The sequence below is a fragment of the Arthrobacter sp. TWP1-1 genome (assembly GCF_049897845.1).
Taxonomy (GTDB): Bacteria; Actinomycetota; Actinomycetes; order Actinomycetales; family Micrococcaceae; genus Specibacter.
The window spans coordinates 647,829-671,719 of the sequence record NZ_JAFCXC010000001.1; the positions used below are offsets into that span (position 1 = coordinate 647,829).

Annotated in this window: 14 protein-coding genes; 12 read left to right on the forward strand and 2 right to left on the reverse strand. The window is 59.1% G+C overall.

All coding sequences use genetic code 11. The features are described 5' to 3' along the window. Positions 1 to 87 precede the first annotated feature (87 nt). The 4 genes from ACP7B9_RS03075 (at position 88) to ACP7B9_RS03090 (ending at position 8,928) form a co-directional block, all read left to right on the forward strand. Positions 88 to 729: a hypothetical protein gene (locus tag ACP7B9_RS03075; RefSeq protein WP_425860639.1), complete on the forward strand. Its 642-nt coding sequence runs from the start codon at positions 88 to 90 to the stop codon at positions 727 to 729. Continuing rightward, a complete protein-coding gene (locus ACP7B9_RS03080; protein WP_425860640.1) occupies positions 705 to 2,351 on the forward strand; it encodes an AAA family ATPase in 1,647 nt (548 codons plus the stop codon). The genes ACP7B9_RS03075 and ACP7B9_RS03080 overlap by 25 nt, the downstream gene beginning before the upstream one ends. Positions 2,352 to 2,464: 113 nt before the next feature. After that, positions 2,465 to 7,339, forward strand: coding sequence for an NAD-glutamate dehydrogenase (locus ACP7B9_RS03085; protein WP_425860641.1), 4,875 nt, complete (start codon positions 2,465 to 2,467; stop codon positions 7,337 to 7,339). A gap of 110 nt (positions 7,340 to 7,449) precedes the next feature. Further along, positions 7,450 to 8,928 (forward strand): sensor histidine kinase, encoded by a 1,479-nt coding sequence (locus ACP7B9_RS03090; protein ID WP_425860643.1) that lies wholly within the window; start codon positions 7,450 to 7,452, stop codon positions 8,926 to 8,928. Positions 8,929 to 9,014: 86 nt separating this feature from the next. On the opposite strand, the gene ACP7B9_RS03095 is transcribed toward ACP7B9_RS03090, so the two are convergent. After that, positions 9,015 to 9,263, reverse strand: coding sequence for a WhiB family transcriptional regulator (locus ACP7B9_RS03095; RefSeq protein WP_038469266.1), 249 nt, complete (start codon positions 9,261 to 9,263; stop codon positions 9,015 to 9,017). 235 nt (positions 9,264 to 9,498) lie between these two features. Between ACP7B9_RS03095 and ACP7B9_RS03100 the strand changes: the two genes are divergently transcribed. Further along, positions 9,499 to 9,993, forward strand: a complete 495-nt coding sequence (locus ACP7B9_RS03100) for a hypothetical protein (protein ID WP_425860645.1) — start codon at positions 9,499 to 9,501, stop codon at positions 9,991 to 9,993. Between the two features lie 45 nt (positions 9,994 to 10,038). On the opposite strand, the gene ACP7B9_RS03105 is transcribed toward ACP7B9_RS03100, so the two are convergent. Continuing rightward, positions 10,039 to 14,232, reverse strand: a complete 4,194-nt coding sequence (locus tag ACP7B9_RS03105) for an FtsK/SpoIIIE domain-containing protein (RefSeq protein WP_425860647.1) — start codon at positions 14,230 to 14,232, stop codon at positions 10,039 to 10,041. Between the two features lie 247 nt (positions 14,233 to 14,479). Here ACP7B9_RS03105 and glf point away from each other — a divergent pair, with 247 nt between their 5' ends. From glf to ACP7B9_RS03140, 7 genes are all read left to right on the forward strand, one after another. Beyond that, positions 14,480 to 15,664 (forward strand): UDP-galactopyranose mutase, encoded by a 1,185-nt coding sequence (gene glf / locus ACP7B9_RS03110; RefSeq protein WP_425860649.1) that lies wholly within the window; start codon positions 14,480 to 14,482, stop codon positions 15,662 to 15,664. A gap of 92 nt (positions 15,665 to 15,756) precedes the next feature. Further along, complete coding sequence (locus ACP7B9_RS03115; RefSeq protein WP_425860735.1) at positions 15,757 to 17,667, forward strand: glycosyltransferase; 1,911 nt, start codon at positions 15,757 to 15,759, stop codon at positions 17,665 to 17,667. Between the two features lie 6 nt (positions 17,668 to 17,673). Continuing rightward, on the forward strand, positions 17,674 to 18,552 hold the full coding sequence (locus ACP7B9_RS03120) for an ABC transporter permease (RefSeq protein ID WP_425860651.1): 879 nt from the start codon (positions 17,674 to 17,676) through the stop codon (positions 18,550 to 18,552). A gap of 1 nt (position 18,553) precedes the next feature. Then, complete coding sequence (locus tag ACP7B9_RS03125; RefSeq protein WP_425860653.1) at positions 18,554 to 19,282, forward strand: ABC transporter ATP-binding protein; 729 nt, start codon at positions 18,554 to 18,556, stop codon at positions 19,280 to 19,282. Then, on the forward strand, positions 19,279 to 21,357 hold the full coding sequence (locus ACP7B9_RS03130) for an acyltransferase family protein (protein WP_425860655.1): 2,079 nt from the start codon (positions 19,279 to 19,281) through the stop codon (positions 21,355 to 21,357). The genes ACP7B9_RS03125 and ACP7B9_RS03130 overlap by 4 nt, the downstream gene beginning before the upstream one ends. A gap of 88 nt (positions 21,358 to 21,445) precedes the next feature. Next, complete coding sequence (locus ACP7B9_RS03135) at positions 21,446 to 22,735, forward strand: nucleotide sugar dehydrogenase (RefSeq protein ID WP_425860657.1); 1,290 nt, start codon at positions 21,446 to 21,448, stop codon at positions 22,733 to 22,735. A 7-nt stretch (positions 22,736 to 22,742) separates the two neighbouring features. Beyond that, positions 22,743 to 23,846 carry a glycosyltransferase gene (locus ACP7B9_RS03140; protein WP_425860659.1) on the forward strand — a complete coding sequence of 368 codons (1,104 nt, stop codon included), beginning with the start codon at positions 22,743 to 22,745 and terminating at the stop codon, positions 23,844 to 23,846. Positions 23,847 to 23,891: the final 45 nt, after the last annotated feature.

Sequence of the window (23,891 nt, forward strand, 5' to 3'; positions counted from 1 at the left end):
CTGCCCACACTGGATGCAATGGTGATCGCGTTCCACTAATGCCGATCGGCTCCATGTGGTGGCAAGTTCCCTGAGGGGGGAGGAACTATGGCTGTGGAAGAGCATGGATCGGCACCTCGGCTCAGCAAGCCGTCATGGAAGGATCCGCGGCTGCTCATCGGCATACTGATGGTGCTGGCATCGGTGGCTGGCGTCGTGGCTCTCGTGGGAAGCGCTGACAAAACGGTACCCATGTATGTGGCCAAGGATGCCCTGGTGGTTGGCCAGAAGCTAAGCAATGATTCCTTCACCATTGTCCAGGTTCAGCTGGGCGACGTTGACGGCAAATACCTGAATCCGCAGGAAGGGCTGGCTGAAAACTCAGTCGCCGTGCGCATGGTGCCCAAGGGTGAGCTTGTCTCCCTTTCCAGCGTCGGCCAAACAGACTCCCTAGACCGCAAACCCGTCTCTGTCACGGTTGACGAGCCGCTGCCCAAGGAAGTCCTCGTGGGTACCTACGTTGATGTGTGGGTTGCCCTGCCCGATGAACGCAACGGTTTTCAGGCTCCGGTCCTGATGCTTCCTGGCGCCGAAGTTGCGGCACTCAATGTTGCCGCTTCGTCATTGGGATCCGGAAAGAACACACAGCTCATGGTTCTGGTAACTGATGCCCAGATGCCAAAATTCCTCGGCGCCGTTGCCAACAAGGCCAAGGTGGCAGTTGTGTGGAATCCCGGGGCCGCACCGTGAAGACGGTGACCGTCGTTTCGGTGGGTGACACACCTGCTGGGGTGATTGCGGAGCTCGCCCGCGCACACGGGATCGTGCAAGTTGTGCGGCGCTGCCCGGAACTCTCGGAGCTTCTGGCGGCCTGCCAGAGTGGCTTGGCCCAGGTTGCCGTGGTCGCCGAATTTGGCGAGGAGCTCACGGCAACGCTTATCGATCGGCTCACTGCCGTGGGCGTCATTGTTGTGGCAGTTGCGGCCTCTCCGGAGGAATCACGTCGATTACGGGGTGCCGGGGCCACAACTGTCCCTGAGCACGTCACCGTGGAGACCTTGGCTGAAATGATCCGTGTGGCAGTGGAGGGCCGGCGACACCCCGGTTCCAGCGGATACTCGGTGCCAACCGCGCCGTCGGACATCGAGGCGCAAACCACACAAAGGTACGACGGCGGTCACCAGCCTTCCACAACAATCGACGGCGCAGGCGTGGGAGCCAAGGTGACGAACCCTCACGGCGTGGCCCCTGCAGGCGCCGAGCCAGGAGCGGGGGACGTGGCGGAAACCGCGAGACAAACCCCACCGGAAGGCAGCGCCGCGCCCAATACCCATGGTGAAGAACCAACTGGCCAAGGCAGGATGTCCAGTCGCGGCGCAGCAATTGGCACGCGTGGCGGACCGCGCTCCGGACCGCGTGCCGACCTGGCAACGGGACATGGCCTCAAGGCAAGGATTACGGCAGGTTTGCACCTGCGCGGTAGAGACTTTCGGCGACGACATCCTGCTCCGGAGAGAACTTTTGGTCCCGCGGATCAGCACTCCAACGGTACCGACCACCGTACCGAAAGTGGCACCATCGTGGCCGTCTGGGGTCCAACCGGGTCACCCGGGCGAACCACTGTGGCCATCAACCTTGCCGCGGAACAAGCCGCCGCGGGACGCAAGGTTTTGCTGATTGATGCGGACACGTATGGTGCCAGTGTTGCTGCTGCCTTGGGGTTGTTGGACGAGGCCGCCTCGTTCGCCCAAGCATGCCGGGCAGCCGATCAAGGTGGACTTGGCGTTGCTCATCTGGCCAAGACTGCAACGCAGGTGATCTTTGACGGCGGCACCTTTTCGTTGCTCACCGGGTTGACGCGGGCCGATCGGTGGCCCGAGTTGCGGGCGGCCGCCGTCGAACGCGTCCTTGCCGCTGCACGGGAATTGGCGGATCTGGTGATTGTGGATTGCGGGTTCGCGCTGGAAAATGACGAGGAGCTGAGTTATGACACAGTTGCACCGCGGCGCAACGCCGCAACGCTCGCGGTGCTGAGGCAATCGGACGTGGTCTATGCGGTGGGAAATAGCGATCCAATAGGCATTCCACGCCTGATCCGGGGACTGGATGAGTTGGGTCAAGCCTGCCCCGGCGCTTGCGTTCGGGTTGTGGTGAACAAGGTGCGGCGCAAGGCCGTGGGTGGGTCTCCGGAGCGGTCGCTGGTGCAGGCGTGGGAGCGGTTTGGGCCCGAGGAGGGCATCCGTCATTTCCTGCCGTGGGATCCCGAGTTGACGGACAAGGCGCTGCTCGAGGGGAGACTCTTGCGCGAGCTCTCCGTGGACGCCCCATTGAGTCTGGCCATCCGCGGCATGAGTTGTGCAGCTGACCAGTGAATCTTGACAAACCCTGTAACAAAAGCCACAGCGAGGGTTGATATTCAGGGCTAGGCTCAGGTGTACTGCTCGCAATGAAGCGATCATTTTCCCTTGACGGAGGCGCTATTTTCATGTCATCGCACTCACCCAGCCACGAGACGGCCTTGGATCAAGCCCGGTTTGGCGGCGAGGGGTTCCTTGCGGACTACTTTGTGCAACTCTCTGAGGAGGACGGGGCACTCTACGACCCGGAAGTGCTCAACGCACGGGCCTACTCACACCAAAAACTGGCGGCCAACCGCATCCCCGGGCAGGCCAATGTCGAAATCCTCGATGAACTCGATAGCAGTGTTGTTTACATCATTACCGATGACATGCCGTTCCTAGTTGACTCGGTCAGTGCTGAACTGGTTCGGCAAAATCAAGCCATCCACCTCGTCACCCACCCGGTGTTTGTGGTTTCCCGGGACAAGTCAAGCCATGACCTGACAAGCGTGACCAAGGTTCCCTCCCATGCCGGCGTCGCCAGCGGAGACACCTCGGCCATGCCAAATATTGCCCACCTCCTTGGTGACGGCGGGCATGCATCCTTCCTGGAATCGTGGATCGCCATCGAAATACCCAAGATTGGCGACGACGCCAAGGCGGAACTGTTGGCAGGGTTGGACCGCGTTCTGGGCAACGTACGTGCCGCGGTTGAAGACTGGCCAGCCATGTGCGAAAAAGCATTGAGCAGGGCCGAAATCCTGGCCACGGTGCTTTCCGGGGAGTCCTTGGTAGACCTGCGTGAAGCCGAGGACCTCCTCCACTGGATGGAGGCGGACAACTTCACCTTCCTTGGCTACCGTGAATACGATCTGGACAAGCGCGACGGCGAAGATGTCTTAGTCAACCGCGAAGGCAGCGGCTTGGGCCTACTCCGCGACGGCTCCAGCCACCCAACCGTGCAGCACCTGACCGTCACGGGGCAGCGCAAGGCCCGCGAAAAACGAGTCCTGGTCATCACCAAGGCGAACTCCCGTTCCACTGTGCACCGAAGCGCCTACCTTGACTACATCGGCGTCAAGTCCTTTGATTCACAGGGCAACGTCAACGGTGAACAGCGTTTCATCGGACTATTTTCCTCCGCCGTGTACACCGGTTCCGTTCGTAACATTCCGGTCGTACGGGAAAAGGTCGATGCGGTGCTGAGGCACTTTGGCTTCCCGCCTAATTCGCATTCGGGCAAGGACCTTTTCGCGGTTCTTGAGACCTACCCCCGCGATGAGCTTTTTCAGATCGAGGTTTCTGATCTCATCGAGATCGCCACCGGCATCCTGAGGCTGGCCGAACGCCGTCGTACGCGGTTGTTCCTGCGCCCTGACATTTATGGGCGGTTCATGTCCGCGCTGGTCTATATTCCGCGTGATCGTTACACCACCGCCGTGCGTCACCGCATCGAGGATGAGCTCATGCGCACTTTTAGCGGCGTTTCGATCGATTTCGAGGCGCGCATGAGTGAATCGGCCCTTGCAAGGCTGTTCTTCCGCATCCGCCTGCCCAAAACTCACGTCCTGCCGGCCGACCTGCAGCCGGCGGAACTTGAAGAGCGTCTGGTGCGGGCAGCCCGGTCGTGGCCGGAGGGCATTGCCCAGGTGCTGCGTGATTCTCAGTTCCAGGACCGTGCAGACCACCTTGTCGCCAAATGGTCAGAGGCCTTCCCCGCTAGTTACCGAGTGGATTTCGAGGTCGAGGACGCGCTGGCGGATATTGCGCGCTTCGAGGCTTTTGATGCCAAGTACAAGGCCTCGACCGATCAAGGAAAGGCTCCCGGGCAATGCACGCCGGGCATTCAGGTTTATCTGCCTGCCGGGCACGGGATGGAGCTGGCGGAGGACGCGCGCGTCAAGCTGTACATGGCGAATCCGCAGAGCCTGACACGGATTCTGCCGTTCTTCCACAACCTCGGTTTGGAGGTCATCGATGAGCGTCCCTTCGAGATTGAAACCGCTGACAAGCGTGACTTCTTCCTCTATGACTTGGGCTTGAAGTACCCAGCTGGTGTGGATCCCTTGGCTACCGCCGATCTCCTGGCTGAGGCTTTTGGTGCAGCGATCACGGGGCTCAGCGAATCGGATAACTTTGATCGACTGGTCTTGACCGAGGGTATGGCCTGGCGCCAGGTTGTCATTCTTCGCGCCTACGCCAAATACCTACGCCAAATGGGAAACACCAATTCCTTCGGCTTCATTGCCACCACCTTGCTTGAGAATGTTGCCGTGACTCGAGGGCTCGTGGAACTTTTCGCGGCGCGCTTTGACCCTTCGATTGACGAGACTGCGCGCCCCGGTTTGCTGGCGGAGGTCCAGGGGAGGCTCGACGCCGCTCTGGAAAATGTCCCAACGCTCGACGCCGACCGGATCCTGCGCACCTTTGCCAATTTGGTTGATTCCACCTTGCGGACCAACTATTACCGCGGCCGCGAATTCCTGAGTCTCAAGCTGAACCCCGCCGGAATCATTGGCCTGCCGGCGCCGGTGCCCATGTTTGAAATTTGGGTTTACTCACCACGTGTTGAGGGCACGCACCTGCGTTTTGGCAAGGTTGCCCGCGGCGGGCTTCGGTGGTCCGATCGTCGCGAGGATTTCCGCACGGAAGTGCTGGGTCTCGTGAAAGCGCAAACGGTCAAGAACGCCGTGATTGTTCCTACAGGAGCCAAGGGAGGGTTCTTCCCCAAGTCACTGCCCAACCCTGCCGTTGACCGCGGCGCCTGGATGGCAGAGGGACAGGCGAGTTACAAGATGTTCATTAGGGGGCTGCTGGATGTTACTGACAACCTTGTGGCCACTCCCGACGGTGAGGTAGTGGTGCCACCGGAAAATGTGGTCCGCCACGATGCTGACGACACCTACCTTGTGGTTGCTGCGGACAAGGGAACAGCGTCCTTCTCCGATACCGCAAACGCCATCTCGGCCGAATACGGTTTCTGGTTGGGCGATGCCTTCGCCTCCGGCGGCTCGGTCGGATACGACCACAAAGCCATGGGAATCACTGCGCGGGGTGCGTGGGAGTCGGTCAAGCGGCACTTTAGCGAGTTCGACGTCGACACCCAGACGCAGGAGTTCACGGCAGTTGGCGTCGGGGACATGTCAGGAGACGTGTTTGGCAATGGTCTCCTGCGGACTCGCCACGTGCGTCTCGTTGCGGCCTTCGATCACCGCGATATTTTCCTTGACCCCACCCCGCTTGCTGGCCCGGCATTTGATGAACGGCAGCGTTTGTATGAGCTGCCGCGTTCCTCTTGGCAGGATTACAATCAGGACCTCATCAGCCGCGGAGGCGGCGTCTTCTCGCGGTCGTTGAAGTCGATCCCGATCTCCCCTGAAGTCGGCTTGGCCTTGGGGTTGCCCGAAGGTACCGTGAAGCTCAGCCCGCCTGAACTGCTCAAGGCTGTGCTGCTCGCACCGGCTGATCTGCTATACAACGGCGGCATCGGTACCTATGTCAAGGCACGCTCGGAGAGCAACGTCTCGGTGGGTGACAAGGCAAACGATTCCATTCGCGTTGACGGCGCTGACCTGCGCGTGAAGGTTGTTGGCGAAGGCGGAAATCTGGGTATGACCCAGCGCGGACGCGTCGAAGCGGCCCTGAACGGGGTCATCCTCAATAGCGATGCCATTGATAATTCAGCGGGCGTGGATTGTTCTGACCATGAGGTCAACATCAAGATCTTCGTCGACCGCATGGTGGCTGCAGGCAAGTTGGACGCGGGCGAACGTACCGAATTCCTGATGTCCATGACGGATGAAATCGGACACCTTGTTCTCGAGGACAACATTGAGCAGAATATCCTCCTGCTGAATGACCGGCAGCAAGTTGTGGAGTGGACGCCCAGCTATGAACGATTCATGGACTGGCTGGAGGAGCACGCGGACCTAAACCGCGAGCTTGAAGCACTTCCCAGTAACGCGGAACTGCAGGAACGCGTTGCCGCGGGGCAAGGGCTCACCTCCCCGGAGCTCTCCGTGCTGCTGGCCTACGCCAAGATGGAATTGACGAAGGTCCTCAGTGCCAGTGATCTGGCCAGTGATCCGTGGTTCAAGGCGACATTGCGGAGCTACTTCCCGGCTGCCGTGGCTCAGCGATTTAATGATGAGCTCGATACTCACCCCTTGCGCAAGGAGATCATTGCCACGGTCGTGGCCAACGACATGGTCAACCTCGGAGGTATCACCTTTGCCTTCCGGGCCATGGAGGAGTCCTCTGCAACCGAGGTGACTGTTGCCAAGGCGTTTGTAGCGCTGCACGAGATCTTTGATGTGGCCTCGATGCGGTCTGCGTTACGGGAGTTGCCGCCGTCGTTCCCCACGGAGCAGTGGTGCCAGGTCCATCTGGATATGCGCCGCCTGCTGGATCGAGCCGTCCGCTGGCTCGTCAACGAAGGCATCGGCAATCAAACTGTCGAAGAGGTGATTAGCCGCTTCAAGCCAATTGTTAGTTCATTGGGTAGCCGCATGGCTGATTTCTTCCAAGGTGTTGAGGTGGATCGCGTCGCTACGTGGTACAGCCGTGCCGCTGCCGTCGATATGCCGGTGGCCCTGGGCCGCCGATGGTCCGAAATGTATGAGACCTACCCGCTGCTGGACATCGCGGTGGTCAGCGAGTCACTGAACGAGGCGCAAGCTGCCGTGGCCAGCGTGTACTACGCGCTGTATAACCGGTACGGTGTGGATGCACTCCTTGAGCGCATTACCGCGCTGCCCCGCAACGACAGGTGGCAGGCACTGGCCCGCGCTGCCCTGCGCGATGATCTCTACGCCACCACGGCGGACATGACACGCAACGTCATGGACAGTACCGACGCCGGTGGAGAGCCCATGGAACGGATCGAGGCGTGGGAGCTCGCGAACAAGGAGCAGCTCACGCGGGCAGTGAAGATGTTTGCCGAGGTCAATGAGCTTGAACGCGACGACATGGCGTCTTTGTCGGTAGCATTAAGGCTCTTGCGTTCAATAGTGCGGCGTTAACGCGTTAACGCGTCAACGCAATTGTGCGGTTGCGGCATGAAAGCTGCAACTATTTGTGTGGTGCCCGCTGAAAGCTTGGCGGGCACCACCACCCATCTTTAAGGAGCCCCATGGCAATCTTTGGCGACATGATTCGGGAACGGTCAGGATTGGGCCCGGGCGACGCCGAATGGCTGCATTTGTTGGTGGGTGATTGGCAGATGATCGCCGATCTCTCCTTCGCCGACCTCGTGCTGTGGTTCCCCACACCTGAGGACGACGGTTTCGTGGCGATCGCCCACGTACGACCCTCCACTTCCCACACCATGTTCCACGCGGACTTTGTGGGGGAGCGGATCCAGCCGGCGCTTGAGCCGCTGGTGGAGATGGCCTGGAAGAGCCAGAATATTGAGCGCTCGCATGAGACCAAAATCTGGAACACCGACATGGCCATGCGGGTCGAAGCGATTCCGATGGTGCGCAACGGCGTGACTCTGGCCGTCATCACCACGCATATGGATCTCTCCAGCTCACGGATGCCCTCACGGCTGGAACTCACTTACCGCCAGTGCGCCTTCGACCTCTTGAAAATGGGCACCCTGGGCCTTTGGCCTGACTTTGCCTCGCCCACGGGTTCGCGCCGTGGGGCGCCCCGCGTTGGTGACGGGCTCTTGCGACTGGATGTTGACGGCATTGTGCAGTACGCCAGCCCTAACGGAGTCTCTGCCTTCCGCCGGCTGGGTGATGCTGAGTCCTTGGAAGGCCGCTCACTGGCCGAGCTCACCACGCGACTCCTCAAGGATCGCCGCATGGTGGATGAATCACTGCCGCTGGTTGTGACCGGCAGGATGCCATGGCGCACCGAGATCGAATCCCGCGGCGTGAGCCTGTCCCTGCGAGCCATTCCCTTGCGTGATTCAACGGAGCGGTTCGGGGCCCTGGTGTTGTGCCGCGATGTGTCCGAACTCCGTCGCCGGGAGCAGGAGCTGGTGACCAAGGATGCCACGATTCGCGAGATCCACCACCGTGTGAAAAACAATCTCCAGACGGTTGCGGCCTTGCTGCGCATGCAGTCCCGCCGAATGCACAGCGAGGAAGGCAAGATGGGGCTCGAGCAGGCCATGCGCCGAGTGGCCACCATTGCCCTAGTTCACGAAACGTTGTCCCAGGGCCTTGCCCAGAACGTGGACTTCGATGAGTTGATTGACCGGCAGTTCCGGCTTTCCGCCGAGGTGGCTTCCCCGTCGCAGCGGGTGCGCACCGAACGTGAGGGTGCTTTTGAGGAGCTGCCCAGCGACTTCGCGACACCGCTGGCACTGGTGATCAATGAATTGGTGACGAACGCCGTCGAACATGGGCTGCAGGATCGCGAGGGAACTGTTTGGTTGTCGGCCCATCGGTTCAAGACTGCCGAAGGGGATGACGCGTTGACGGTGCAGATCGCGGACGACGGCGTCGGGTTGCCCGAGGGGCACATCGCCGAGGGGCTGGGACTGCAGATTGTGCGGACTCTAGTCACCAGTGAGCTCGGCGGAACCATCGATTGGTCCCCGCGTGAAGGTGGCGGAACAGTGGTGGAGCTGCAAATGACACTCATCAGCCGGAATTAAACAACTGACCCGCAGTAGTGGTCGAAAAAGTCACGATTTCCGTGAATTTTCAGCCACTACTGCGGGTCAGTTGGTGGGGATGAGAACTAGCTAGCGCGGCGGGCGCGAGCTGCGCGGCGCTTCATGGCGCGGCGTTCGTCTTCGCTCAAACCGCCCCAAACTCCTGCATCCTGCCCGGACTCAATGGCCCACTTCAAGCAGGTGTCGATCACGGGGCAGCGACGGCAAACGCTCTTCGCTTCCTCAATTTGCAGCAGGGCCGGGCCGGTGTTTCCCACAGGGAAAAACAATTCCGGGTCCTTGTCGAGGCAGGCTGCGCGACTACGCCAGTCCATGCTGATCACTCACTCCTTATTAAAACAAAAAGACATCTTGTGAAAATTTTCACTTTGTGCCACATAAGAAAAGGCCCTGTTTGGGCCCCTTTAGGTCATTGAGTTAAGCGTGTCATGTTAACTCTGTGTAAACAAGGGGTAAGGATGGAATTATTAGCGTATAACCATGAGCGATACATCACAATGGTTCACGGCTATATGACTGCTACACGGCAATCTCCGATAGGGTGCTGATGTGCACAAGGAACCCGATAACTCCACTGAAATGCCCCAGCCCAAAAAGCCTGACGTTGTAGCGGGCACCGTCCCGTTGGGTGAATTGCGCCGCCCGTTCGGTGTCTACGTTGTTGCCTGCGTCGTCGGCGTTGAAGCACTTGCCTTGGGCATCGCTGCCGTGTGGGCGATCATATCGGCCATTTCAGCACCCATGTTCTCTGCGGCCAGCGGCATATTCCTGGTTGTGTTGATCGCAGCGATGGCAGCGGGGCTAGCAGCAGTGGCCATCAACGTGTTCAAAGGAATGCGCTGGACCCGTTCGGCTGCATTTGTATGGCAGTTGCTCATGGCTGCCTTGGCCGTTCCGGCACTACTTGAGGGGAACGTTCTGCTGGGTCTGGTGATGCTCCTTCCGGCCGTGGCGGCAGCCTATTATCTGTTCACACCCACCGTCGTGGCGTTTTCGCAGCGAACGGGCGGGGACGACGACGCTTCGGGCACCGCTGTTCTGTAATCACTACACTGTTTTTCTTTGGGCGGGGTACCTTTCTGCCGGCGTTTAGTCAGCCTGCGGACATTGAAACCAGGTGCTGCGGCCCCGGTTGAGGAGTACGGCGCGGCCCGGAGGCTCCGCGCCCACGGTGTCCAGACGCACACCGAACAGCTCAGCGTCGCCCGGTCGTTGGGGTGCGAGGACGATGCCCTGCTGTGGATTTCTCAGCCCCCATTCCGCAGGGAGGGCGGACAAGCTCGGGCCGGGGTAGGGGAATGCTGCCACAATCACTGCTCCTTGCGACAGATGTTGCGTGGCTTCTTGGATCTTGGCTGGTGGAAGGGTGGCCGCATCGTCCAAATACAAGATCCGGGTTGGATTGGCTTCGCCGTTCAGCAGCATTTCGCCATTCAGGAGTTCCAAAGCCCGAAGGTAATCTGACTTACCGCATCCGGGCGAACCGACCACAGGCAGGACGGATCCCGGCACCACTGCGATCTCCACAGCTTGGCCGCCGTCGCCGCCAATACCGAGAAGAATTGATGGTCCTCGGCCACCTACGGGTTGGAGACCTTCCCCGGTAGACCTGCGGGAGTTGCGGCTCATAGCAACGTGTAGTTGGGCCAGGGTGAGCGTCCGTGGCAGCGGACTGACGTGCAGGATGCCTTCTGCCTGGCGTCCGGCCATGGATGTGGGATCAATGGTGGTGTGGGCCGGCCGGGCAAGTTGGGCAATATGTAAGTCCTCCGTACCAATCTGATGAGCTGCGGAATGAGTGTTGAGAGGTCCCGCGATGGACGCGCGTCCAGGAACGGGGTCGAATTGGGGGAGTCGCGGCCAAAGCATGGTGGATTCGGCGCTGCTGCCATGGGTCAGGTAGATCCTGTTGGGTATGGATGACAGAAACGGTGCGGTCACTAGCTCACGCGCTCCTCCGATGACCACCACGAGGTTTTGGTGGCCGAACCGGATCAACTCGGCGATTCCGTCCTCGGCTTGATGCCAGGGACTTGAGCGCAGGGCCGTTGCCCATCGGCCCCAATCGGATATGCAGAGGACCAGCATGCTTTCGGGGTGGGAACGAGCCGTCTCCGCCAACTTCTGCACCAGATGGGCGGCGGTCCGTAGATTCTGAGGCGTAATGTAGGCACCCACAAATTCGCTGCTCGAACTGGCCTGCAGGGAACCGTTCCCGTCCAACAGATACAGCAGATGCGGGCACATGCGCTCCTGCTCGGCGTTGGCCGTCAGCAATTGCCCCACGACCAGTTCCGTGGCGGTGGAAGTTTCAGATTGGGTTCCAAAGAAGGCCAGATGGGAGTGCCCTAGAGGGTTCCATCGAAGTGTGTGCAGGGATTGACTTTGAGGGACATCCACAATCCCGAGCACCACCTCACACCCCGCCCCGTCGTCATTTGTACTGGTGGCAGGAGTATTTATGGGTATTTCCACTTCACTTGGAAGTTCATCAGCCACAACGCAAGGCGCGTTCCGCTCCGGACCGCGTGCTTGGACGACTTGCCAGGCTTCGGTAAGCAGTTTGGCGACTGCGGCGACGTCGCTCTGGCGGAGCCCGGCGCCGGTGTCCGTGCCAGAGGTTGGCACACGCGCCAACCGCGCAGTGGCTAGCTCAACGGTAGGCAGCCCTCCATGGGCCACATCAGGCAGGCGCAGGGTGGCGCTTTGAAACTCCTCGGGGATTGCCCCCGCTCGGCTAATAAATGCGCGGCCCGGGGTGCCAACGCTGATGGATGCAGCGACGCCCGTGCCGATGACGTCCGTGGAGTCAAAGACCGATTGCACTCGCAAGCAGATTGAGCTCGTGACGTTCGCCCGGATATCGGCATTCACGGCTCCCTGCGGCCGTTGGGTGGCCAAGACTAGGTGGATTCCCAAGGACCTGCCCACCGCGGCGATGCGCATCAGCTCAGCCATGGCATCAGGAAACTGATCCACCAATACCCTGAACTCGTCAACGACAATGATTAGATGGGCCATTGAATGACCGTCTTGGACTGCCCCAGATTTGCCGATCATCGCCCGATACCCTTGGCTGTCGGCCGCCTCGACACTGGCCAGGGCAGCTTCGCGGTGGCGGATCTCGGCTCGCAAGGACGCCAAGGTACGGTCCATGCCGTGCCCACTGAGATCGGTAATGAGCGAGGTAGTGTGTGGCAATTTCACTAAGACCCCCAACCCCGCGCCACCCTTGAAATCGATGAACACAAATTGAAGATCGGCCGGTGAGTGGGCAATGGCCAAATTTCCCACCAAGGTCCGCAAGATCTCGGACTTACCCGAGCCGGTGGTTCCTCCGACGAGAAGGTGCGGACCGTCGCGCAAGAAGTCAAACATTGTTGGACCGGTTTCAGCCAGACCCAATTGGACAGGGCACAGTTGACCTCCGGAGCTCCGGCCCCACTCGCGCACAATGGAGGCTACGGAGCTCCGCTCCAGCAAAGGGAGTGTATTCGCCCGCAACGATCGTTGTTCCCCGGGTCCCCAGGAATCGCTGACGCCGCCGCACTGAAAAGCACGACGACGGGCGTAGTCACCAAATACCGAGGAAGAGACGCCGTCCGGAACAAACTGACTCCCTTTGAACGTCCCAGTTATGTGGTTGCCCGCGGCCTCCAAAGACACCGAAGCAGCATCTGGCGCGCTGGCGGAACCGCTGCCACCCAGCGCCATCATCGGGGCTGCGGCAACTGCGCCAGTAGGTCCGAGGGGTTCAGTGCTCCGTGGTCTAGTGCCCAAGGAGCGGAGAGTAGTGGAGGAACCACCCAAGGAATTTGGGCGCGGTAGCGCAAAGTGAAGGACGTGCAGCCCGGGCACGGAAGCAAGGAGGCCAGTTACCGGCTCGTTAATGGCCACCAGAACGGCCCCTGGACTGACTCGATTTGTTCCGGGGCTGACGTCAGCCAGAGCAAGGGCCGCGGCTGTCAATGAAGTCGCCAGTACGGTGAGGGGCAGGAATCGAGCCTCCAAGGGAACGATGTCCGCGGAGCCAAACAGAACCACTGGGATCTGGGCGCTGTCCAGCTGCATGAGAGCAAAGTTGAGCAGTTTCAGCATAGGGGCGGACGGGCCGTTTATGGTGACAGGTCGCGGCCCTAAAGGAACCGTTATGGGAAGGGAGGGTATCTCAGGCGGGATGAACGTTGAATCATTCGCAGACACCGCAATGGCAGCAGATGCGGTCCCTATGCCCAGGCGCAAGGCAACATCCAATGACGGCCTTGCTCGTGGTTTCCCCTCAGCCTGCTCCACGGCGCTGGTCCGCGTAGCGATCATCAAAGAAGCCGCGTCAGGGAAGGCAGCTGCTCGGCGGGCCCAGTCCTGCCGAGTGGCGTCAGCAATGGCGGACCGAAAAGCCCTCCGCCGTTTCGAACCGCCAATGAGCGGTATCACCACAGCTGTGGCGCCCATGGCAGAAAACGCAAGGAACATCCACGATCCCATCAACAGCGCCAGCCCGATGCCCAACACTAACGGCAGGGTGCCCGCAACGATCATTGCCACGCGATTGCGCACGGAGCCCGAATCGCTTGTGACCACCAGCGGTTCCAACGCTGCTGGATCAAGAAGGGCATTTGTGCCGTCGGGCATGGACGTCGGATCGAGCAATCCGGAATCCGGGAACCGTAGCTCAAACTCGGTGGACCCGCAGTGAACCCTTTGCCCCACCAGAAGTACTCTCGTACCCTTGATCGGTTCGGCGCTCGCAGTGGGGGAGTCTAAAGTGCGGCGAAGCGTGAACCCGGTAGATCCTCTAATGGCCGTTAGCGTGATGTGGTGGGAGCCAACACGCAACGTGCCGTGGTGTCTGGACAACGCCGGGTCCGAGACCGTAATTCGACAGTGGCCACGGCCGAGAGAATATTGGCCACGGTGTAAGGCAAACACGGCACCAGCACCCGGGCCTGAACAGATACATAGCAAGGCAGCGGTACCGGCGCCAGATTCGGCGGGCTTGAACCCTGTCGAAACCTCGCGACCCGGCCCACCAGCACCTGCGTCCCGGGGCTGTGCCACCACAACCGCTCCATCGACCAGGGGAGCTGTTCCGGCGTGCAGATATTGGAGCTCCTCCCCGCTGACGAAAAAGTTGTACCCCGGCCAGCGTTCATCGAGGGCGCTTCGGAGCGAGACGCCGGAATCATCGGCCCCTTGCGCTTCACAAGGCCACATGATGGTGAGCTCGGTGGGCGGAAACGGCGCAACGCCAAGTCCGGCCACGATCGTGATCTCAAGTAACACGGCGCCTCCCTCATGCCTCCACTCGCTGTTCCACGAGCCTAGGCTCGCCGAACGGGGCAGTGGGGTCCGACGTCGTACTTTGTGGAGAGATTGGTAGGCAGGCGACTGTGTGGAGGAATGTTCCTAGCAAAAGGCTGTGAGCGCGGCCACGTAGGAACGGGCAAACAGTAACGTTCAGGTAACCTAAGGAGATAGACCACGGCACCACTGTGCCTATTATTTGCTACCTAGCTACACAGGAGAGTTTGTGAACGCTGACCTAGTCGTCGTCGGTTCGGGTTTCTTTGGCCTGACCATTGCAGAACGTGCCGCCACCGAGTTGGGGTTGAAGGTAGCTGTCATTGACCGTCGTCACCACATCGGCGGTAATGCCTACAGCGAGAACGAGGCACAGACCGGCATCGAGGTGCACCGCTACGGGGCGCACCTGTTCCACACCTCCAACGAGCGCGTGTGGGAGTACGTGAACCGCTTTACAGCCTTCACCAACTACCAGCACAAGGTGTACACCTCCCATAAGGGTGAGGTCTACCAGATGCCAATTAACTTGGGCACCATCAACCAATTCTTCCGGTCGTCCATGGGCCCGGGTGAGGCGCGTGCGCTGATCCAGGAGCAGGCCGGCGAGCTCGCAGGCACCGATCCTGCGAACCTGAACGACAAGGGCATTCAGCTCATTGGGCGCCCCCTGTACGAAGCTTTCATCAAGCACTACACGGGCAAGCAGTGGCAGACCGACCCCAAGGACCTGCCGGCCGAGATCATCTCCCGCCTGCCTGTGCGTTACAACTATGACAACCGCTACTTCAACGACACCCACGAGGGCCTGCCGGTTGACGGCTACACAGCGTGGATCGAGCGCATGGCCGATCACCCCAACATTGAAGTTGTGCTGAACACCGATTTCTTCGACGACGGCGAGTACTCCCGCAAGGCTGTCACCGGCCAGGTTCCGGTCATCTACACCGGCGCCGTTGACCGCTACTTCGACTATGCCGAAGGTGACCTTTCCTGGCGCACCATCGATCTGGAGCAGGAAGTTCTGCCGATCGAGGATTACCAGGGCTGTGCCGTTATGAACTACCCGGATGAAGAGCAGAAGTTCACGCGCATCCACGAGTTCCGCCACTTCCACCCGGAACGCGAGTACACCAAGGACGCCACGGTCATCATGCGTGAGTTCTCACGCTTTGCCGAAAAGGGCGATGAGCCGTACTACCCCGTCAACACCAGCGATGACCGCAGCAAGCTGCTGGCCTACCGCGACCTGGCTCGCGGCGAGAAGGACGTACTGTTCGGTGGCCGCCTGGGCACCTACAAGTACCTCGACATGCACATGGCCATCGGCTCTGCGCTGAACATGTATGACAACAAGATCAAGCCGCACTTCACCGGCGGTGCGAAGCTGCAAAGCGGAGGAGTTGACGCGTGAGCGTAACTGAGAATTTGGAAAGCACGACGGCGGCACCCGAGGCCCAGCAGTGGCGCACCCTCCAGCGAGTGATTTTGCCGAAGCAAAGCCAAATGGATACAGCTCCGCTGTACATGGATACCGGCAGCGCCACGGGCGTTCAGCTGCCCACGATTGGTGGCGGACGCACCGACACGCCAGCCCAGAGGGTAAGCGGGCCTTCGAAGGAAGTTCACGTTGAAGACTTCCTTTCTCGCTACTCAACGTCTGTCCGCCCGGGCGAGCGCGTCTCGTTCGGCACATACTTCAACGCATTCCCGGCCAGTTACTGGCGGCGCTGGACAACCGTTGACAGTGTTCGTTTGTCCGTCGAAACTTCCGGCACGGGCTCAGTTATTGTTTACAAGTCCAACGCGCGAGGAGCCTTGCAACGCGTCGATTCGGTGCGAGTAGACGGCGAAGCTGTAAGTAACTTTGACTTGACGCTGAAGCCGTTTGGTGACGGCGGCTGGTACTGGTTCGACCTTGTTGCTGGTTCAACCCCTGTGGTATTGAAGGCAGCCGAGTGGCAGGCTGAAGGTGACGCTAAGACGCCAGGCACCATTACCCTCGAAATCACCACACTCAACAAGACTGATTTTTGCATCAACAATTTGCGGCTGCTCGCCGAGAACCCCCAGGCTCTGGAGCACGTCAAGGAACTGATCTTGGTTGATCAGGGGACCCAGAAGGTGGCCGACGCTGAAGGTTTTGCCGAAGTGGCCGAAGCGCTGACCGGCAAACTACGCATCATCAACCAGGACAACCTCGGTGGTTCTGGAGGATTTGCCCGCGGCATGTATGAAGCCGTTGAAAACGGCAGCGACTACGCACTCCTGATGGATGACGATGTGGTGGTGGAGCCCGAGAGCATCATCCGCCTATTGACGTTCGCGGATCTTTGCAAGACGCCAACCATTGTTGGTGGTCACATGTTCGATCTATATAACCGAACGGTGCTTCACACCTTCGGTGAAACTGTAAATCCTTACTCTTTCCAGCCAGACCTGCCCAGCGACGAGATGACCTTGGGGCACGATTTCCTCAGTTCAAACCTGCGCCAGACTGGGTGGCTGCACCGCCGTACCGACGTGGACTACAACGGTTGGTGGATGTGCATGATCCCCACCAAGGTGATCCGCGAGATTGGTCTGTCCCTCCCCGTTTTCATCAAGTGGGATGACGCAGAGTATGGCCTGCGCGCCAAGGCCGCTGGCTACCCGACCGTTTCAATGCCCGGAGCTGCTGTATGGCATGTTTCTTGGATTGACAAGGATGACCTCGTAGGTTGGCAGGCGTATTTCCACGCCCGTAACCGGTTCATCGCGGCATTGATCCACAGCCCCTATGAGTATGGTGGCAAGGTTGTCCGCCAGTCTTACTCGTTCGACGTCAAGCACTTGGTATCGATGCAGTACGCTACCGCGCAGGGACGCATCATGGCGCTTCGTGACTTGCTGGCTGGACCGGATCAGCTCCACAGCCTTTTGCCGGGCAAGCTGCCGGAGATCCGGTCCATGATGAGCGGATACTCGGACTCACAGTTCTCTTCGGATCCTGACTCCTACCCGGCGCCGAAGATGGACAAGCCTCCCAAGCATGGGCATGGGGTCCGTCCGCCGTCTTACGTTGGGCTCCTACCTTGGGCTGCCAAGACCGTAATTCGCCAACTGTCTGCGCCCTTGACTCAAGCCAGCAATGACCGGCCACAGGCAAACGTGGCCCATCAGGATAACCGCTGGTGGCGCATGTCTCAGTATGATTCTGCTGTGGTTTCCAATGCCGAAGGAACCGGAGCCTCCTGGTACAAACGGGATCCCAAGCAATTGCGCAGGATGATGGCCGAAAGCGCCAAGCTCCATGCAGAACTGCTGAAGGACTGGCAAAAGCTCAGTATCCAGTACAAGAATGCACTGACTGAAATTACATCCATTGCGGCGTGGGAAAAGACATTCGCGGCGCACAGTGAGCAGATCGAGAAATAATCACAGATGACGCAAACGAACAGTGAGCTAGTCCGCCCGGGAGTCAGCGGCGGGCTAGCAGATGTGGTGCGGGCACGCTTTTTGCTTAAGCTTTTGGTTCGCAAGGAACTTAAGGTTCGCTACCGCGGCTCTGTGCTGGGCCTCTTGTGGTCCTATGTAAAACCCGGCGTTCAGTTTGTGGTCTTTTATGTTGCTCTTGGCGTTTTCTTGGGTCTGGAACAAAGTCCGACCAACAAGGGAGGACTGCCCAATTACGCTATTTACCTGTTTTCCGGAATTGTACTCATTAACTTTTTCACGGAGGCTCTGGGAAACGCATCCAGATCCATTGTTGGTAATGGCGGGTTGATCAAGAAGATCTATCTGCCCCGCCAACTTTTTCCAGTCGCATCGGTATGGGTTTCGGCAGTACATTTTTTCCCGCAACTGATGATTTTGCTGGTGGCTTGTTTGTTCAGTGGCTGGCATCCGTCGCTTCTGCAACTGGCCGCTGCAGTGGTTGGATTTATTATTGTGGCGCTTCTGGCCACGGGTTTAGGCCTGCTATTCGGGGCCGCAAACGTCTATTTCCGTGATTCGGAGAACTTTGTCGACATGCTGTTGATGATTGCAACATGGGCTTCTCCTGTCATGTATGCGTGGACAATGGTGCACGACAAACTGGGCGAAGCGTGGTTCACCGTTTACCAGCTCAACCCGATCACCATAGCTGTGGAAACTTTCCATTTTGCTTTTTGGCTACCGACTACAGACGGTAGCGCTGGCATTCCACCAAACTTACTGTCTTTGTGGGTTCCGTTGGCACTCATCATTTCGGCTGGAGTCCTGTTGTGGGGTCAGCTGACTTTCCGCAGGCTTGAAGGCCGATTCGCGCAGGAGCTCTAGGATGACTACGGCAATTGAAGTAAAAGGTATCAACAAGCAGTTCGTCTTGCGCCACTCGCGTTCCATCAAGGAAGCCTTTGTTTGGCTGATCAAGGGCCGTAAAGGTGATCTGTCGGAGAAGTTTCATGCGCTCAAAGCCGTGGACCTTGATGTTAAGCAGGGCGAGACCGTTGCGCTGCTGGGATTCAATGGTTCCGGAAAGTCGACCCTCCTCAAGCACATCTCAGGTGTCATGATCCCAGACAGCGGCACCGTGCGTACGCGCGGCCGAGTGGCGGGCTTGATCGAGGTTGGTGCGGGCTTCCATCAGGACCTTTCTGGTCGGGACAACGTCTACCTCAACGGTGCCATTTTGGGTATGACAGAGGACCAGATTAACGAGCGCTTTCAGTCAATTGTTGATTTTGCCGAAATTGGCAAGTTCATCGATACTGAGGTGAAGTTCTATTCCTCAGGAATGTACCTGCGGCTGGCGTTTTCCGTAGCGGTTCACACCGATCCTGAGGTTTTCCTTGTGGATGAGATTCTGGCCGTTGGCGATGAGCCGTTCCAGAAAAAATGCATCGCCAAGATTCAAGAACTTGCGGCCGAAGGAAAGACCCTGGTGGTGGTAAGCCACGACTTGGACCTAGTCTCACGTATTTGTGCCCGAGGCGTCTTGTTGGATCATGGCGAGGTCAGATTTGATGGGTCAATCCATGACGCTGTAGCCAAGATGCGTGGCGAGTGAGCCAGCAGGCCTCATCGGTTGTGCACATACAGCGCCTGGACATCCAGGGGCTGAGAACCTTGGCTGTCGGACTGGTCATTGTCTATCACTTGTACCCTGGGAAGCTGCCAGGCGGATTCGTCGGCGTTGACATCTTTCTGGTCATTTCCGGGTTTCTCATTGTGGGATCGCTGGTCCGTGAACTGGCGAAAACCGGAACGGTGGGCCTTGGCACCTTCTATGCCCGACGCATCCGCCGCCTGCTGCCGGCAAGCACCGTAGTCCTGCTTGCCGTTGTTGCCGCGACAATCTTCGTTTTGCCCCAGGGCCGCTGGCAGGAAGTTGCCCGTGATGTGGTGGCGTCTGCCCTGCAAATTCAAAACTGGAATCAGGCGTTCGGATCTACCAGCTATGAATCTGCAGGTGCCATGGTCTCACCTGTCCAGCATTTCTGGTCATTGGCGGTGGAGGAGCAGTTCTATCTGGTTATTCCCTTGTTGCTGGTGTTGGCCGTTGCAGGAGGGCGTAGCCTAAAACTGGGTGCCAGGACGGCGAGTCTCTGGTTCTTGGTCGCACTGTCCATCGCATCGTTTATTCACTCCGTGGCCTTCTCCCTTCAGAGCCACGACATCGCCTATTTCGCCACGACCACCAGAATGTGGGAACTGGGCCTGGGCGGAATCCTTGCACTGATGCTGCCCGCGATCACGCTCAGTCCCATCCTCCGCTTTGCCGCAGGATGGGTAGGCATGGGCATGCTTCTTGTAAGTGCCATCGCCTTTCAGACCACAATGGCTTTTCCCGGCTTTATCGCCCTTGTGCCGGTCCTAGGCACCATCCTGATCATTGTTGCCGGGGCGCCGTCAGGCTCAGTCCGGCCGCTGGGACGTCTGGGGCTGTCACATTTTCTCAGCCTGAGACCCCTCACGTATTTGGGTGACATCTCTTATTCGTTGTATCTGTGGCACTGGCCCGTCATAGTTTTCTACATCTTGATACAGGGACATGAACCTGGCCTTGCCGGTGGGGCTGGAATTCTGACACTAAGTCTTTTGTTGGCGTCGCTGTCCTACCATCAGGTTGAACAGCGGTTCAGGTTCGCCAAGCCAGCGTCCCCGAGTGCCAGACGGCGATACCGTCCCACTACTCGCAATCGCTCGGCCTACGCCCTTGCAAGTGGGCTGGTCATCGTCAGCTGTGTTGCTGCGGCGGCGCCTTGGACCGTTGTTCAAATCAAATCGCTGGAGGCAATATCCGCTGAGGGTTCGCCAGACTATCCGGGCGCGATGGCCTTCGACCAGGAGCATCCGGCACGCGTACCAGACGGGCTTCCCATTAGCCCGGATCCTGCCGTGGCCGGTAAGGACGTCCCGCTAACGTTCATCGACGGTTGTGGCAGCTACGACCCGGGCAAGTTCACCGACGCGCAGTGTTGGTACGGCAACCCGGCCGGAAGCAAGCGCATTGTTCTTGTCGGCGACTCGCACGCCGGCCAATACATAGACCCGCTTGCCTCAATTGCAAACAAACACCGATGGCAGGTTCGAGCCCTGGTGCGCAATGGCTGCCCATTTTCGGCGGCACCTCCGGCAAGCGCCACAACCACCTACACAAATTGTTCAGACCAAAACAAAGGCACGCTCAAAAAAATCCTTGCCATGAAGCCTGAAAAGGTGATTGTCGCGGGAATGGCGCCAGAGGGCTACCGGAAAACCCTGAAATGGGGGTGGCCCAGCGATTCTGCGTTGGTTGACGGTTACGTCGAGATGCTCAGGCCCATGATCGACGCAGGCATCCAGGTGAGCGTCGTGGCAGACACGCCATACCCGGCAATGTCTGTGCCTGACTGCGTAGCGAAAAAGGGCCCCTCCTCGGATGACTGCCAGATACGAAGAAATCCCAACGTTGACCCACTGCGGGCTGCGGCCGAAGAAGTCGGATCAGTTCAAGTGATCGATTTCACTGGGTACCTCTGCAGAAACGACACCTGTCCACCGGTGATCGGAAACGTCCTGGTTTTTAGGGACAACCACTTGACCACAACATTTGCAAAGACACTCGCGACGCCCCTACAGGACGCATTGCAGCTGGATTAGCCGTCACCCGAATAGCGAACGAACTTGTGAATCCGCCGTGCACGCTGTTATCGGCGGGCCAGCAACATAGAGAGATTAGGCTAAACACGTGAAGATCGCAGTTATTGCACTCGGCAAGATCGGCCTGCCCCTGGCTGTCCAGTTTGCTTCAAAGGGCCACGAAGTTGTTGGCGTCGACGTCAACAAGGCCGTCGTGGACTTGGTGAATGCCGGAACGGAGCCGTTCCCGGGAGAAGCCTATTTGCAGGAAAAGCTCTCCGAGCTGGTACCTGCAGGCAAATTACGTGCGACGACGGACTACGCCGACGCTGTCCCAGGCGCCGATGCCGTGGTCTTGGTTGTTCCGCTATTCGTGGACAAGGATGCCAACCCGGACTTTGGGTGGATGGACGCAGCAACTGCCGAACTGGCCCGTCACCTGACGCCCAATACGCTCGTTGCCTACGAAACCACCTTGCCCGTTGGCACCACCCGCACCCGCTGGAAGCCGGCCCTCGAAGCTGGCTCGGGCCTAGTGGAAGGCAAGGACTTCCACTTGGTATTCTCGCCTGAGCGAGTCTTGACGGGACGAGTATTTGAAGATTTGCGCAAGTACCCCAAGCTCGTCGGTGGTCTTTCCGAGGCTGGCGCCGCCAAGGCCGTTGATTTCTACGAGTCCGTTTTGGACTTTGATGAGCGCGCGGACCTGACACGAGGAAACGGTGTCTGGGACCTTGGCTCAGCCGAAGCTTCCGAGCTGGCCAAGCTCGCGGAAACCACGTATCGAGACGTCAACATCGGCCTGGCCAACCAATTTGCCCGGTTCGCAGCCAAGACAGGCATTGACATTTATCAAGTCATCGATGCTTCCAACTCACAGCCATACAGCCACATCCACCAGCCCGGCATTGCCGTTGGCGGGCATTGCATCCCCGTCTACCCGCGCCTGTACCTCTGGAATGACCCGGAGGCAACGGTCGTCCGCGCAGCCCGTGCCGCGAACGCCGATATGCCCGATTACACCATTGGCCTGCTGGAGGGTGCCTACGGTGATTTGACCGGCGCGCGCGTGGTGGTCCTTGGTGCGGCCTACCGTGGAGGTGTTAAGGAAACAGCATTCTCCGGCGTGTTCGACGCGGTGGAGTCCATTAACCGTCGTGGCGGGACTGCGCTGGTTCATGACCCCATGTATTCGGATGCTGAGTTGACCAAGCTCGGTTTCCTTCCCTACCACTTGGGCGAAGAAGTTGACGCCGCCGTTGTGCAGGCGGACCATGCCGAATATCGCGAACTGACACCAGCAGATTTGCCTGGTGTGAAGGCTTTTATCGATGGCCGGCGAGTCAGCTCAGTCGAAAAGTGGGACGGCGTCACCTACCGTGTCATTGGCAGGGCGTAGATAGAACGTGCGTGTTCTCGTCCTCACCACCTGGTTCCCGGATACTGGGAATCAAGCCACGGCACCCTTCAACCTCAAACATGTTCAGGCCATTGCGGACGATCATGATGTGCGCGTGGTCCACGTCCGTTTGGGTGGCACAGGTGCCGTGGTTTCCGAGAACTATGGCGGTGTCCCTGTCACCCGGATCTCGATATCCCCACTCAGACCCTTGGGTTATCTCGCTTTGGCGCGCCATGTATGGGCGGCGTTGAAAGAGGCAGACGTGCTGCACACCATGGCGTTCACTTCGGCCGTGGTTGCAGCCCCAATTCATGCATTCCGGCGGACTCCCTGGGTACACACGGAGCACTGGAGCGGAATGGCCGATCCAGCCAGCGTGTCCAAGCTGTGGGTGGCGCTTTCCTGGCTGAGATATATCTTGAAGCTGCCCAACGTTGTTACTGCCGTGAGTACCGCTCAAGCTAAACAACTAAGCCGTTTTGCTCGAGGCGGGCGGGTGGACGTAGTTCCCAATGTGATTTCCGTGAGTAAGGAAAAAATTAACAGGACGGCCCCGGCAAACGGTGTGACACGACTGATCAGTGTGGGCGGGTTGGTATTAGGAAAACGCCCGCTATTGGCTGTTCAGACCCTGGCGCTACTTCGCAATCAGGGAATTGACGCGTCATTGACCTGGGTGGGCGACGGACCGCTCCGGGCAAACATGGTGGCGGCCGCTGCGGCGGCCGGTGTCACTGACCATTTGTCTGTGACAGGGTGGGTGGAGCCTCAGCGGGTGCAGCAGGAACTCCGTAAGGCTGACGTATTTTTTCTGCCGACGAGCCATGAAACGTTCTGTGTCGCCGCCGCCGAGGCCGTTGCGGCAGGTCTGCCCGCAGTGGTGACGGACCTGCCCGCAGTCAGGGATTTTCTAACGGCGGAGAATAGTGTTCTGGTCGGAAATGACAGCGCACAGGACTTTGGTGCCGGCGTCGAACTTGCGTTGCGGAGGTTTGCCAACGTGTCTGGGGAAACTATCGCCGCTACCATCCCGTCTGCGTTCGCACCAGTGCTGGTTGTGGAAGAATTCACTAGAGTCTATGCCCGTGCGGGGGCGCTTTCACTGTGACCGTAATAGTGGAAAAGCGGGCCCCAAGAGGTGAATTCAGTGCGC

Coding starts and splice junctions, on each gene's coding strand:
- ACP7B9_RS03075 (WP_425860639.1), top strand. CDS start 88: ATGGCTGTGGAAGAGCATGGATCGGCACCTCGGCTCAGCAAGCCGTCA.
- ACP7B9_RS03085 (WP_425860641.1), top strand. CDS start 2,465: ATGTCATCGCACTCACCCAGCCACGAGACGGCCTTGGATCAAGCCCGG.
- ACP7B9_RS03090 (WP_425860643.1), top strand. CDS start 7,450: ATGGCAATCTTTGGCGACATGATTCGGGAACGGTCAGGATTGGGCCCG.
- ACP7B9_RS03095 (WP_038469266.1), bottom strand. CDS start 9,263: ATGGACTGGCGTAGTCGCGCAGCCTGCCTCGACAAGGACCCGGAATTG.
- ACP7B9_RS03115 (WP_425860735.1), top strand. CDS start 15,757: ATGGATACAGCTCCGCTGTACATGGATACCGGCAGCGCCACGGGCGTT.
- ACP7B9_RS03120 (WP_425860651.1), top strand. CDS start 17,674: ATGACGCAAACGAACAGTGAGCTAGTCCGCCCGGGAGTCAGCGGCGGG.
- ACP7B9_RS03125 (WP_425860653.1), top strand. CDS start 18,554: ATGACTACGGCAATTGAAGTAAAAGGTATCAACAAGCAGTTCGTCTTG.